General features: G+C 73.8%; 8 protein-coding genes. 3 read left to right on the forward strand and 5 right to left on the reverse strand.

Annotation, left to right across the window (positions count from 1 at the left end; translation table 11 throughout):
• Positions 1-13: 13 nt before the first annotated feature.
• Complete coding sequence (gene dprE1, locus JW592_RS04435; RefSeq protein WP_209263547.1) at positions 14-1,441, reverse strand: decaprenylphosphoryl-beta-D-ribose oxidase; 1,428 nt, start codon at positions 1,439-1,441, stop codon at positions 14-16.
• Between the two features lie 141 nt (positions 1,442-1,582).
• Between dprE1 and JW592_RS04440 the strand changes: the two genes are divergently transcribed.
• The 3 genes from JW592_RS04440 (at position 1,583) to JW592_RS04450 (ending at position 3,894) form a co-directional block, all read left to right on the forward strand.
• Positions 1,583-2,194 carry a phosphatase PAP2 family protein gene (locus tag JW592_RS04440; protein ID WP_209263548.1) on the forward strand — a complete coding sequence of 204 codons (612 nt, stop codon included), beginning with the start codon at positions 1,583-1,585 and terminating at the stop codon, positions 2,192-2,194.
• Positions 2,187-3,191 (forward strand): decaprenyl-phosphate phosphoribosyltransferase, encoded by a 1,005-nt coding sequence (locus tag JW592_RS04445; RefSeq protein ID WP_209263549.1) that lies wholly within the window; start codon positions 2,187-2,189, stop codon positions 3,189-3,191. Before JW592_RS04440 ends, JW592_RS04445 begins: the two co-directional genes overlap by 8 nt.
• A gap of 217 nt (positions 3,192-3,408) precedes the next feature.
• Positions 3,409-3,894 carry a GtrA family protein gene (locus JW592_RS04450; protein WP_209263550.1) on the forward strand — a complete coding sequence of 162 codons (486 nt, stop codon included), beginning with the start codon at positions 3,409-3,411 and terminating at the stop codon, positions 3,892-3,894.
• Here the strand turns inward: JW592_RS04450 and JW592_RS04455 are convergent.
• The 4 genes from JW592_RS04455 to JW592_RS04470 all read right to left on the reverse strand — a co-directional run bounded on the left by JW592_RS04455 (position 3,887) and on the right by JW592_RS04470 (position 12,543).
• Positions 3,887-4,834, reverse strand: coding sequence for a carbohydrate ABC transporter permease (locus tag JW592_RS04455; RefSeq protein ID WP_209263551.1), 948 nt, complete (start codon positions 4,832-4,834; stop codon positions 3,887-3,889). The two genes, JW592_RS04450 and JW592_RS04455, sit on opposite strands and share 8 nt — an antisense overlap.
• Positions 4,831-6,363: a carbohydrate ABC transporter permease gene (locus JW592_RS04460; protein ID WP_209263552.1), complete on the reverse strand. Its 1,533-nt coding sequence runs from the start codon at positions 6,361-6,363 to the stop codon at positions 4,831-4,833. The genes JW592_RS04455 and JW592_RS04460 overlap by 4 nt, the downstream gene beginning before the upstream one ends.
• A 160-nt stretch (positions 6,364-6,523) precedes the next feature.
• Positions 6,524-7,873 carry an ABC transporter substrate-binding protein gene (locus tag JW592_RS04465; RefSeq protein ID WP_209263553.1) on the reverse strand — a complete coding sequence of 450 codons (1,350 nt, stop codon included), beginning with the start codon at positions 7,871-7,873 and terminating at the stop codon, positions 6,524-6,526.
• A gap of 572 nt (positions 7,874-8,445) precedes the next feature.
• A complete protein-coding gene (locus tag JW592_RS04470; protein ID WP_209263554.1) occupies positions 8,446-12,543 on the reverse strand; it encodes an FHA domain-containing protein in 4,098 nt (1,365 codons plus the stop codon).
• Positions 12,544-12,819: the final 276 nt, after the last annotated feature.

The following is a 12,819-nucleotide window of genomic DNA, read 5'->3' on the forward strand; positions in this document are numbered from 1 at the left end:
TGAAAGAGAAGGGTCACAGCGCCAGCCGCCGTGCCAGGTCCGAGGTGAAGACACCGCGCGGGTCCAGCCGCGCGCGCAGCGCCCGGAAGTCGTCCAGTCGCGGGTACATCGCGGGCACCAGTTCCGGCCGCATCCGCGCGTCCTTGGCCAGATACAGCCGCCCGCCCGCGACGGCGACCTCCTCGTCCAGCAGGTCGAGGAAGTCCCCGAGCCCCGGCAGCCCTGCCGGGATGTCCAGCGCCAGCGTCCAGCCCTCCGCGGGGAAGGAGAGCCAGCCCGGGTCCCCGGGGCCGAAGCGCTTGAGCACGGCGAGGAAGGAGGGGCAGGAGCGACGCGAGATCAGCCGCACGATGCGGCGCAGCGCGTCGTCGTGCTCGTGTCCCACCACGCACTGCCACTGCACGAAGCCCGCGCTGCCGTAGACCCGGTTCCAGTGCGGCACCCCGTCCAGCGGGTGGAAGAACGAGGCGAGCCGCTGGAGTTCGCCCCTGCGGCGGCGCGGGGCCTTGTGGTACCAGAGCTTGTTGAACGCCGTGACGGTACTGCCGCGCAGCAGCCCGCCCGGGACGGTACGGGGCGGGGGCGGCAGCCGTCCCGGACGGAAGGCCAGCGGGTCCCGCCGGGCCGCGCGCACCAGCCTGCCCCGGGCCGCCCGCCCCTCCAGTGCTTCCAGGGGCGCGTGGTCGCCGCGCGTGAGCACCGCGCGCCCGGCTGCCATACCGCGCGCCAGCAGGTCGATCCAGGCGACCGAGTAGCGGTAGCGGTCGTCGGTGGCGGCCAGCGTGGCCAGCAGCGAGTCCAGATCGGGCAGCCGCTCGGTGTCCACCGTCATCAGCGACGTCTCCACCGGCAGCAGCCGGATCGTGGCGCTCAGCACCAGTCCGGTCAGCCCCATACCGCCGGCCGTGGCGTCGAACAGTTCGCTGCCGGGCACCACCTCGCGCACCTGCCCGTCCGCCGTCAGCAGCTCCAGGGAGCGCACATGGCGGGTGAAGGAGCCGGAGACGTGGTGGTTCTTGCCGTGGATGTCGGCGCCGATCGCGCCGCCGACCGTCACATAGCGGGTCCCCGGCGTGACGGGGACGAACCAGCCCAGCGGCAGCAGCCCCGTCATCAGCCGGTGCAGGCTGACCCCGGCCTCACAGGTGACCGTCCCCTCCACCGCGTCGATCGACAGCACCCGGTCAAGACCGGTGGTCTCCACGACGGTGCCGCCCGCGTTCTGCGCCGCGTCCCCGTAGGCCCGTCCCAGCCCGCGCGCGATGCTGCCGCGCGCCCCGCACGCCAGTACGGCCTCGACCGCCTGCTGCCGGGTGCGCGGCCGCAGCACCCGGGCGCCGGTCGGTGCCGTCCTGCCCCAGCCGGTCAGCAGCCGGGCGGTCCGGTCGGGGGGCGCGGCCTGCGGTGCGGGCGCGTCGCGCCGGGTGTGCTGAGCGGGCATGAACGTGACGGTAAGGGCCGTGAGATGCAACGGAGGGGAAGCCGTGCCCGCGTGGTTCGTCCGTGTCGCTGAAAGGGTGAAAGGGCGGGTGTCGGATCGTATGTGGACCGGTGGCGGCAGGGGGCGCGGCAGAGTCGGACCGTGGCAGCGAGAACGGCCCGACGATGGGGGCAGTGGGAACGGCGGCTGTTGTGCGCCTTGGGCGACTGCGCGGCGGACGCCCGGGTGGCCGGTGCGGCACGCGCCCTGTCGTGGAGCGGAGAGCACGCCGCCGTCTGGCTCCTGGTCGGGCTCGCCGGCGCCGCCACCGACCGTACGCAGCGGGAGCGCTGGCTCAAGGGCACCGCGCTCGTAGGCGCCGCGCACCTGGCCAGCATGGGGCTCAAGCGGGTCGTGCGCCGCCCGCGCCCCAGCCTGGCCGGCCGCGCCCCGCTGGTACGGACGGCGGGTGCGCACTCCTTCCCCAGCTCGCACGCCGCCTCGGCGAGCGCGGCGGCACTGGTACTGGGCGGCCTGCGGCCGGGCTCGTCGGCCGGGCTGCGGCCGGGTTCTCCGGGTGGGCTGCGGCCGGGTTCTCCCGGCGGGCTGCCGCTGGGGACGCCGCTGGCCGCGCTGGCCGGGCTGATGTGCGTCTCCCGGCTGGTCGTCGGTGTCCACTACCCCTCGGACGTGCTCGCGGGTGCGGCGCTGGGCGCGCTGACCGCCCGGCTGGGCACCCGCGAGACGGGGAAGAGGGGGCGGCCGGATGGCTGACCGCTCCACGCTGACCGGCTCGCCCGGGCGGGAGTCGGCCGGGACGGCGGAGGGCGCCGCCGAGCAGCACCTTCTCGACCCCGCACCCTCTCAGGCCCCGGCACGCCCGGCCGGGTTCGCCGGGACCCTCGCCGGCGGGCTGCTGCTGACCGTACGGCCCCGGCAGTGGGTCAAGAACCTGCTCGTCGTCGCGGCCCCCGCGGCGGCCGGACAGCTCGCCACCGTGCACACAGTGCTCGAACTCGCACTCGTCTTCGTCCTGTTCACCGCCGCGGCGTCGGCCGTCTACCTGCTGAACGACGCACGCGACGCGGAGGCCGACCGGGCGCACCCCGACAAGTGCCGGCGCCCGGTCGCAGCCGGGACCGTCCCCGTGCCACTCGCCTACGCCCTCGGCGCGCTGCTCGCCCCGGCCTCCGCGGTGGCGGCCGCACTGCTGTGCAACGCCGCGACCGCGGCCCTGCTGACGGGGTATGTGGTGATGCAGATCGCCTACTGTCTGCGGCTCAAGCGCGTGCTGGTGGTCGACCTGGCCGTGGTGACCGCCGGGTTCGTGATGCGGGCGATGTCCGGAGGGCTGGCACTGGACATCCCGCTCTCCCGCTGGTTCCTGATCACGGCCGGGTTCGGCGCGCTGTTCATGGTGGCGGGCAAGCGCTATTCGGAGGCGCTGCTGATGGGCGAGGGCGAGGGCGGCACCCGGGCGCTGCTGCGCGAGTACACCGTCGGCTACCTGCGCTTCGTCTGGCAGCTCGCGGCGGGGGTGGCAGTGCTCGCGTACTGCCTTTGGGCGCTGGGGACCGACGCCGGCGCGGGGGTCTCACTCTGCCGGCAGCTGTCGATGGTCCCGCTGATCTGCGCGGTGCTGCGGTACGGGGTATTTGTCGACCGTGGCAGTGCTGGGTCCCCCGAAGATGTTCTGCTGCGGGACCGCCCTTTGGCCGTCACAGCTGTGTGCTGGGGCCTGCTGTACGGCCTGTCCGTCGCGGGGCTGTAGGGCATGTCCGATGAGGGGCTGCCCCTGCCTGCCCGCTGCGGTCTGCGGGCGCTCCCCCAGCCTTCGGCCGGGAGGTGCCCCCAGTGGCTGGTCGCGCAGTTCCCCGCGCCCCTGAATGCTCACCCTCTTGCGCTTGGGAGTCTGCTCCCCCGGACTCCGTCCGGGGGTACCCCCAGGGCGCAGGGTGGGCAAGCGCAGCCCCAATGCGGGGTGCGCAATGAGTAAGCCGCGCGCATTGGGCGCCGAATTCGCCGGGTTCGCCGCCGTCGGCGTCTTCGCTTTCCTCGCGGATGTCGGCAGCTTTCTGTGGCTGCGCGGTCCGATGGGGATGGACCCGATGTACGCCAAAGCCCTCTCGTTCATCGCGGGGGTGGCCGTCGCGTACACCGGCAACGCTCTGGGCCCCTACCGCGTGCGGGCCCGCAGAGTGACCACCGGATGGCGCCGCTTCGGCGTCTTCGCGCTGGTCAACGCCGCGGGCGGCGCCGTACAACTGGGCTGCCTGGGCGTGTCCCGTCACGTACTGGGGCTGACCTCCACCCTCGCCGACGTCATCTCCGGCGCCGGTATCGGCCTCGTCCTGGGCACCGCTGTCCGCTTCTGGGGTACGCGCACACTGGTGTTCGCCCAAGAGACCGCCCCCGCCCCAGTGGGACGGGGGCAGCCGCAGGCCCAGGCTCAGGCGGACGGCGAGGTCACTTGACCGAGCCCGCCATCACTCCGGAGACGAACTGCTTCTGGAAGGCGAAGAAGACCGCCAGCGGCACCAGCATCGAGATGAAGGCGCCGGGCGCCAGCACGTCGATGTTGTTGCCGAACTGCCGCATCTGCTGCTGGAGCGCCACCGTGATCGGCGGGTTCGTGGAGTCGGCGAAGATCAGCGCGACCAGCATGTCGTTCCACACCCACAGGAACTGGAAGATGCCCAGCGAGGCGATGGCGGGCCCGCCCAGCGGCAGCACCACCCGGGTGAACAGCCGGATCTCACCGGCGCCGTCCAGCCGTGCGGCCTCCAGCAGTTCGCGGGGGATCTCAGCGAAGAAGTTGCGCAGCAGGAAGATGGCGAACGGCAGGCCGAAGGCTGTGTGGAAGAGGACCACGCCTGCTGTCGTCTCGAAGATGCCCAGGGTGTTGAACAGCTTGGCGACGGGCACCAGCGCCACTTGCACCGGCACCACCAGCAGCCCCACGACCACCAGGAACCACCAGTCGCGGCCGGGGAACTCCATCCAGGCGAACGCGTAGCCGGCCAGCGCGCCGATCACCACCACCAGCACCGTGGCCGGAACGGTGATCAGCACGGTGGTCCACAGCGAGCTCATCACCTGGTCGTTGGCGAACAGCGCGTCGTAGTTCGCCGTGGTCAGCTGGTCCTTGTTGAGAATCCAGGGGAAACTGCCGTTCAGGTCGAAGATGTTCCACCAGCCGGATATGGAGACATCCGCCGGGTCGCGCAGCGACGAACTGAGCAGACCGGCCGTCGGCATCAGCCAGAACAGCCCGATGACGACGAGGGCGAAGCGCACTGCCCAGTGGCCGGTGAAGGCGGCCACCCGCGCGGCGGCCGAGGTCTTGGGGGCGGCGGTTTCCGGTGCCGGAGCCGCCGGCTGAGAGGACGCGCCCGTGGCGGTCAGCGTGGTCATCGGCGGGACTCCCTGCGCAGACGGCGGATGTTGAGGATCATGACCGGCACGACGAGCAGCAGCAGGACCACCGCGATCGCGCTGCCCGCGCCCTGGTCGGGGCTGCCACCGAAGGACTTGAGATACAGCTGGAGCGCGAGGACGTTGGCCTCCCGCTGGCTGGCCCCTGGCGCGATGACGTAGACCAGGTCGAAGATCTTGAGGACGTTGATCATCAGGGTGACGGTGACGACGCCGAGCACCGGGGCCAGCAGCGGCACCGTGACCTTGCGGAAGACCTTCCACTCGTTGCAGCCGTCCACCCGGGCCTGCTCCAGCAGCTCACGGGGGACTCCGGCCAGGCCGGCCGCGATCAGCACCATCGCGAAGCCCGCCCACATCCACACGTACGAGCCGATGATGGCCGGGGTGACGAGGGTGGGGCCGAGCCAGTCGACGCCGTTGTAGGGCGCCGCGAAGTTGGAGGCGGGCATCCGCAGCTTGGCGCCGTCGGCGGCGGCCGGGAGGGTGAAGGTGCCGTCCTCGCCCGTGGTGGCCTCGGCCACCTTGCGGCCGTCCTTCACTGCCTCCACCTTGATCCCGGCGAGTGCCTTCTCCTGCTGGTCGATGACGCCGTGCTCGCTGCGCCCGCCCTTGACGAAGTCCAGCCATACGGTGCCGGTGACCTTGCCGCCCTCCGCCCCGGCGGGCTTCTTGGCGGGTGCCGCCTCGCTCGCCTCCTTGGGCGGGATGCCCACCAGCGGGAGATGGGCCGGGCTGGAGGCGTCCACGGTCTGCTCGGTGGTGTAGGCGCCGTGGGAGATGGACAGCGGCGCGTCGGTGCGCGGCCGCGCACCCGGCCAGGGCGAGGTCTCGGCGAACGTGTCGTGGACGGTGGTCCACATCGCGTTGGCCACGCCGCGCTCCGGGTCCTGCTCGTAGACGAGCCGGAAGATGATGCCCGAGGCCAGCATGGAGATGGCCATCGGCATGAAGACCAGCAGCTTGAACGCCGTTCCCCAGCGCACCTTCTCGGTCAGTACGGCGAAGATGAGGCCGAGCGCCGTGCAGACGGCGGGCGCCACGATGACCCAGACGAGGTTGTTGCGGAAGGCGATCAGCGTGTTGTCGTCGGTGAACAGCTCCGTGAAGTTGTCCAGCCCGACGAAGCTGGAGCCGTCGGCGTTCATGAAGCTGCGGAAGAGCGAGAACGCGATCGGGTAGACGACCAGCGCGCCCAGCACCACCAGGGCGGGAAGCAGGAACAGCGCGGCGATCCAGGGGCGGCGGCGCAACGCCGTAGCTCCCTTGCCGAGCGCCGTCCCGGCGCCGGTGCGTTCGGCCGAGGTCTGCTCGGCGGGTGTCCCGGACGGCGTCGCTTCGGCGGCGGCCGTGGCTGTGCTCGCGGTCGTCGGCGCGGTCGCGGTCGCGCCCTCTGTCGTGCTGGAACTGGTGCTGGCAGCGGCTCCGGTGACCGGCGCGTCGGGTGCGCCGGCGTCGTCCGGTATGCCTCCGGTAGCGCCGCTTCCTGGCTGGCTCGGGGTCGGCATGACGGTGGTCTCCCCTGTCTGGTCCGTCAGTGAGGCGTGGAGGTGGCGAGAGCCGTACGAGGCGGGCGCGTCGTCCGGGACGTACGCGTCGTCCGGGACGTACGCGTCGTCTGGGACGTACGCGTCGTACGGGTCGCGGCGGATGTGGTCACGGCGCGGTTCACTTCTCGTACGCCTTGGCGGCGGCCTTCTCCAGTGCCCGCTGAGTGCCCTCGATGTCCTCGGGGTTCTTCAGGAAGTCCTGGAGGGCCTTCCACTCGCCCTCGCCCTTGGTGCCGCCGAACGCGGCGGGTGCCTGGTCGGACATGTCGAAGCGGAAGTCGTTCCCGGCGCCGACCAGCGCCTTGGCGATCTCGCGCTGCGGCTGGTTCGGGTAGGCGGACAGGTCGAGTTCCTTGTTGGGGGAGACATAGCCGCCCTCGGCCGCCCAGATCCCCGCGGCGTCCTCGGAGGCGAGGAAGGTCGCCAGCGCCTGCGCGCCCTTGCTGTTCTTCAGTACGGCCGCCGCGTCGCCCGCGGTGACCACCGGGGGCTTGGCGCCCACCTTCGGGAACGGGTAGACCTGCGCGTCCTTGCCGATCCGGGCCTTGGTGTCGCCCTCGATGTTGACGCCGACGAAGTCGGCCTCGAAGACGAGCGCCGCCTGCGGCGAGGCGAGGTTGCCGAAGGTCTGGGTCACCGACTTGGGGAAGTCCGTCTGCAGCGCGCCCTGGTTTCCCCCGGCCAGCAGGTGGCCCTTGCCCCAGAGCTCCTGGAGGGTCTTCAGCGCCCTGGTGACCGAAGGGTCCGTCCACTTGATCTTGTGCTCGGCGAGTTGGTCGTACTTCTCGGGACCGGCCTGGGAGAGATAGACGTTCTCGAACCAGTCGGTGAGCGTCCAGCCGTCGGCCCCGCCGACCGAAACCGGGTCGACCCCCGAGTCGGAGAGCGTCTCCGCGTCCTTGACGAAGGACTTCCAGTCCTTGGCCTCCTTGACGCCCGCGTCCTCGAACGCCTGGGTGTTGTACCAGATCAGGGACTTGTTGGCGGCCTTGTAGTAGATGCCGTACTGCTTGCCCTCGTAACTGCCCAGATCGCGCCAGCCCTTGGCGAAGTTCTTCCTGGACTCGGCCAGCGCCTGCTTGCCCAGCGGCTTGAGCCAGCCCTTCTTGGCGAACTCCCGCAACACACCGACCTGCGGCAGCATGGCCACGTCCGGCGGTGAGCCGCCCTCGATCTTGGAGCCTATGTAGGTGGCCACGTTGTCGCCGGTGGGCACGAACTCGACCTTGGCGCCGGTTCGTTTCTCGAACTCGTCGAGGACCTTGCGGAAGTTCTTCTGCTCGTCGCCCGTCCACACCGCGGCGACCTGGAGCTTCTCCCCCTTGAGCTGGGGGAGTTCCACGGTCGGCCGGTGTGCGGCCGCCCACTCGCTCCCCTCGTCCTCGGCGGCGCATCCCGCGGCGGTGAGCGTCAGGGCGGCTGCGGAGGCGAGCGCGAGAGCCGTGCGCGGAGCACGCGAGTTTCGCATGGTTGAGTGCCGTCCCTTTCCCCGTGTGCTCCCGTTTCATTGGATGAACGGGAGATGAGCAGACGCGGCTGCCCAGGGGCGGCACCGCGTCGTACCTGCTTGTGCGGAAGTTTGTACGCCTGGACGAGGCACTCTGGCAACAGTGTCCGGCCCGCCGTCGGCATCTTGATCACTCTGTGATCCGATGCGCAGCGCATATGTGCCCTCAACTGCGAACTCGTGGGTATAGAGGGGGAGTTGGGGCTGTCGGTGCGAGTCTCCCGAAGTACGGCTCACGAGGCGTACGGGGTGGCGTCGGATAGGTTCGCGAGCCCTTTTCGAGGGGCGCGCGAGCCGCCCATGAGGGTGCGCGGAACCTTCACGGGACGGTCACTCACGCCCCTCACGGATCGGACATTTCGCCACTCTTAGGGGTCGCCTCGCCCGACGGCATGCGTACAACTTATGAAGACAGCGCGCCCCGCCAGGGGCGCGGGGAACTGCGCGAGCAACCACAACGGTGCCGCGGACCGCAGGCATCGAGCCGGGGCACCCCCCTCCCGGACTCCTGGGGCCGGAGGAGGGCCGGGGGCCTACGACGACGCAGGTCTCACCTGCTGCGCCGCGCGCTCCATCGCGCTGGCCAACAGCGCGAGATCAGTGGGCCCGTTCCCCAACTCCCGCACCTGGCGCCGCGCGGGCGGGTCCCCCGCCCGCGCCCAGTCCAACGGCACCACCGTGGGCCGCAGCGTCGCCGTACGCGGAATACGGCCGGTGACCCGCCCAGCCTGGAAGGCGACCGGCACCCCGCCGACGACGGCGCCCTCCGGCCCCCGGCGCTGCCGCAGGGTGAGGGTCCCCCGGCCCCGTGGCGTACCGTCGGCGCCGCGCTCGCCGCCGGTCAGCTCCACATGCAGCGCCGCCGTCCTGGCCAGCTCCGTACGCACGGTCCGGTCCGCGCGGCCCGTCGCCGCGATCACATGCACACCCAGCCGCGTCCCGGTCCTGGCCACCGCCTCCAGCGCCCGGACGACCGAACCCGCAGCGGGGCGGCCGGGGTTGCCCAGCGCCGGGTCGACCAGCGTGTCGAAGTCGTCCACCAGCAGCACCAGCCTGGGCGGCACACCCGCGGACCCGAGGGAGGCGGCCGAGACCGCTCCCGACTCGCCGACGTCGCCTTCCCGCCCCCCGGAGCCGGCCGGCTCCTCGGTACGGCGCAGCCGCAAGGTGCGCTGGGTACGGTCCGGCTCGGCAGCGGCGCCGGTGGCGGGGGGCTCCCCGCCACTTCTGCCGCCGGCCAGGCCGCCCGTCCGGGGCGCGGACTGCGAAGGCAGCGTGTGCAGCCCGCCCCCGGAACCGCTCTCCCCTGCCGACCGGTTCTCGGCCGGACCGCCGCCGCGCCGCCCGGACGGCTGGGCCGCCACCGCAGCGCGCTCGTCCGGCGCCGGAGCGGGTGCCGGAAGCTGTACGCCCTCCCCGGTCCGCTCACTCGGCGCCTGCTCCCGCACCGGGGCGCGCTCGGGTGCGGGACGGGGCGCCACCACCCGGCCGCCGGGGCGGGCCGCCAGCCGTACGTACTCCTCGTAGCTGCTCTCGTCCCCGATCAACTCGGCGCGCCGCTTCAGCTCGGCGCTCAGCGCCTGTGCGAACTGCCGCATCCGTACCGGGTCGTCCGCCGTCAGCCGCGCCGTGACGTGCGGCAGCTCCGCGCACACCCGCAGCCCTTCCCCGGCCCCGGCGCCCGCGCCGTCCACCAGCACCAGCGCCAGCCGGTCGGGCCGCTCACCGGCGGCGAGGGAGGCAGCGAGCGAGCGGAGCAGTTCGGTCTTGCCGGAGCCGGGGCCGCCGCTGACGAAGGTGTGCCCCGGCAGGGCGCGGCCCGGCTCGTCGGCGTCGCCCTCGGCGGCAGCCGGTGCCATCCGGGCCGCCAGCTCCGACAGGTCGCCCAGATCGGCCTCCAGCGGCCCGTGCGGACCGGCTCCGAAGACGAGCGGCACCCGGCCGGAGCCGGCCGTCGCCCGCTCCGACCAGCGGGCGAGCAGCGCGGCCGGAGTCGCCCGCGCCAGCCCCAGCTCCTCCAGCAGCCGGCACTGCTCCGGCAGCGTCACGGTCGGCGCTGCGGAGGTGTCGGCCCCCGCGCCCTCCGGCTCGCGCAGCGGCGCGAGGGCGCGCGCGAACCGCTCCGCCCAGGCAGCCGACACCGCGTCGACCGTCGCCACCGGACCGCTCGCCACGCCGGACGCCGCAGCGGGGCCGCTCGCCACACCGGATGCCGCCATCGGGCCGCTCTGCACCCCGGACGTGCTGCTCCCCGCCGGGTCCCCCGCCGCTTGCCGGGGGTGCTGCGCCGGGTGCAGGACTCTGACCGCCGTGGCCACATCGCCGCTCAGCAGGGCGACCGTCCCGCACTCCGGGAAGGCGGCACAGGCGGCGTTCGCGGCCTCCAGGGTCGCGGCGACCGGTGAGGAGGGACTGGCGGGCGAGGTCTCGGCGAGGGCGAGCAGATGGATACCGGCCGCCGCGCCGTCCCGCGCCAGCCGCGCCACGCTCGCGCGCAGGTCGGCCGAGCCCGGGTCGCCGTCCACCACCACGACCACGGCGGGGCCGGGCGGCCCGCCGCGCCGGGGAGCCGTGCCCTGCGCCTCCAGCCGCCGTACGAGTTCCGCCGTCCGCGCGGTGGCCTGCTCGGGGTCGTAGGCGGTCAGCAGGGAGCAGTCCTGGCCGTGTGCGGGGCGCAGATGCGGCAGCCAGCCGAGCCAGGACCACTCCTGGTGGCGGGCCCGACTGCCGCGCGCCTTGTCCGCCGACAGCAGGACGACCTCCAGCGCACTCGGCCCGTGCAGCGCGGCGAGTTGCGCGAGCACAGCCCGCGCCAGCCCGGTCAGCCGGGAGCGCGGCCCGGCCAGCCCGAGGGAGCCTGCCCGCCGCAGGTCGACGGTGACCGGATCGCCGTGCCCGCCGCTGCGGTGTGCCACGCCGAGCCGTACGGTCAGCGCGTCGGGGTGGCCCGGATCGCGTTCCCACAGCCGGGGACCCGGGCCCAGGGCGCTCAGCAGCACGGCGGCCGGGTCCGGCCACCGCTGCCCGTGGCCGTGCGGCGCGTACGGCGGGCTCGCGGAGGCCGCCTCGGGGGGACTCGCCGCTCCCGGTCCTGCTCCCGCCGCCTCGCCTGCTGCGAAGCCCGCCGGGGGAGCCGCCGGGCTTCCGAAGCCCTCGGCGGGGTGTGCGGCGTAGCCCTCCGCCGTGCCGGCGCCGAACCGCGTCGGCCCGTGCGGGCCCTGCGGCCGGCCGTGCGGCCCCTGCGCCGGGCCGCCCGCAGGCTCGGCGCGGCCGCCCGTGAAGCGGCGCGCCCAGGCGCTCAGTCCCCGCCCTCTGCGGTGCGCCGCGTCCTCGCTGTCCGCGTCCTCTCCGCTCTCCCCGCCGGCTGTGGGCGGCAGCAGGCCGGCGCTGTGGGTGACATCACTGCCGGGGAACGGCCCGGAGGCCGACGCGTAGTCGTGGGCATGGTGGCCGGGGCCGTCTCCGGTGCCCCAGTGCTCGGCCGGGGAGCCGTCCTCGGGATGCCCCGGGCGCCCGGCGGGCGCCAGGGAGCGCTGACCGGTCTCCTGGCCGGAACCCGCGCCCGCCCTGCCCGCAGCGCCGGGGGAAGCGCCCGTCCCACCGGCGCCGCCCGCTCCGCCCGTCCCGGCGTCGCTCGGGCCCGCACCGCCCTGTTCCTCGCCCGCCTGCGCCGCGCGGACCAGGCGCAGGCGTCCCTCGCCGTCCGGCACGGTGGGCAGTGCCAGCCCGGGTGCCGGCGCTGTGGCGGGGGTGTGACCGCTCCCGGCCGCCGTTTCCGGGGCCGCGTGGGGCGTGGCGGCCTCCAGCCGGATGGTCGTCTCACCGATCCGCAGCGTCGCGCCGGGGCGGAAGAGCACGGGCCGCCCGCCGACCGGGGTGCCGTCGAGGGTGGTGCCGTTGGTGGAGCCGAGATCGGTGACGGTGACCGTGCCCCCGTCGGTGACGGTGACCGCGCAGTGCAGCCGGGAGACGTCCGGGTCGTCCAACGGGACGTCGGCCTCGGCCGAGCGCCCCAGGTGGACCTTGCCGCCCTGGAGGAGGTGGATGCCGCCCGCGTCGGGCCCCCCGGTGACATGCAGCCTGGCCTTGGCCGAGCCGTATGCCGTCAGCGCCGTCACGGCCGCTCCGTGTGCAGGCAGCGCGGCCGGGGCGACCGGGGCGTACAGCGAGATGAGCGCGCCGTCCAGCAGCGGGGGCTCGCCGATGATCTGGCGGTGCGGATCGAGCCGCCGCGTTCCCGCGTAGACGACCACCGGCTCCTGCGGGGCTTCCTCCTGGCCTCCCGCCTCACGTCCTGGCCCGGACGAGCCCCGCCCGGACCCCGAGCCGGGTCCGGACACCGATCCGGGCCCGGACCCCGAGCCCGGCGCCGGGCCGGAGGCCGCTTCCGGCTCCGCGGGCGCTGTCGCCAGCGCGGCCGCCGCCGAGGCCGCCAGGGCGTTCGTCACAGCGGAGAGCACGGTGCCTGCGGGGGCTGTGACCAGCACGTTCGCCTGTCCGACCGGCTGGGGCGAGGGGGAGCGGGTGGGAGAGCGCGCTGCCGATCCCGCGCCGCCGGCCTCGCCCGCGCCCGCGTCCGCCGCGCCGCGGGCGCCGCGCGGCGCCAGAGCGACAGTCAGCCGGATCTGCATCTGCGCCTCCAGGTCCCGTCCGCTCCGTGTGCCGGGCGGGCTGGCCACCCACCGCGCTCGCGCGCCGACACATCGTCCGTACCACTGCATGCATACTCGCACCCGCGACCGACAACGGGGCCCGTCCTGGCCATCCGCACGATCTTGCCGCGCGAATGATCTTGTCCGGGCAGCGGCGCCACCGCAACCATCGCCACCCGGTGTGCGTCTTCCCGGGGAACCCGTCAGCCGCGCCGCTGGAGGCGGGCGTGCCCAGGAGCACCCTCGCGGGACCGG

It is taken from the genome of Streptomyces spirodelae (assembly GCF_017676385.1).
Lineage (GTDB): Bacteria > Actinomycetota > Actinomycetes > Streptomycetales > Streptomycetaceae > Streptomyces > Streptomyces spirodelae.

Coding starts and splice junctions, on each gene's coding strand:
- JW592_RS04470 (WP_209263554.1), bottom strand. CDS start 12,543: ATGCAGATCCGGCTGACTGTCGCTCTGGCGCCGCGCGGCGCCCGCGGC.
- dprE1 (WP_209263547.1), bottom strand. CDS start 1,441: ATGCCCGCTCAGCACACCCGGCGCGACGCGCCCGCACCGCAGGCCGCG.
- JW592_RS04445 (WP_209263549.1), top strand. CDS start 2,187: ATGGCTGACCGCTCCACGCTGACCGGCTCGCCCGGGCGGGAGTCGGCC.
- JW592_RS04455 (WP_209263551.1), bottom strand. CDS start 4,834: ATGACCACGCTGACCGCCACGGGCGCGTCCTCTCAGCCGGCGGCTCCG.
- JW592_RS04460 (WP_209263552.1), bottom strand. CDS start 6,363: ATGCCGACCCCGAGCCAGCCAGGAAGCGGCGCTACCGGAGGCATACCG.
- JW592_RS04450 (WP_209263550.1), top strand. CDS start 3,409: ATGAGTAAGCCGCGCGCATTGGGCGCCGAATTCGCCGGGTTCGCCGCC.
- JW592_RS04465 (WP_209263553.1), bottom strand. CDS start 7,873: ATGCGAAACTCGCGTGCTCCGCGCACGGCTCTCGCGCTCGCCTCCGCA.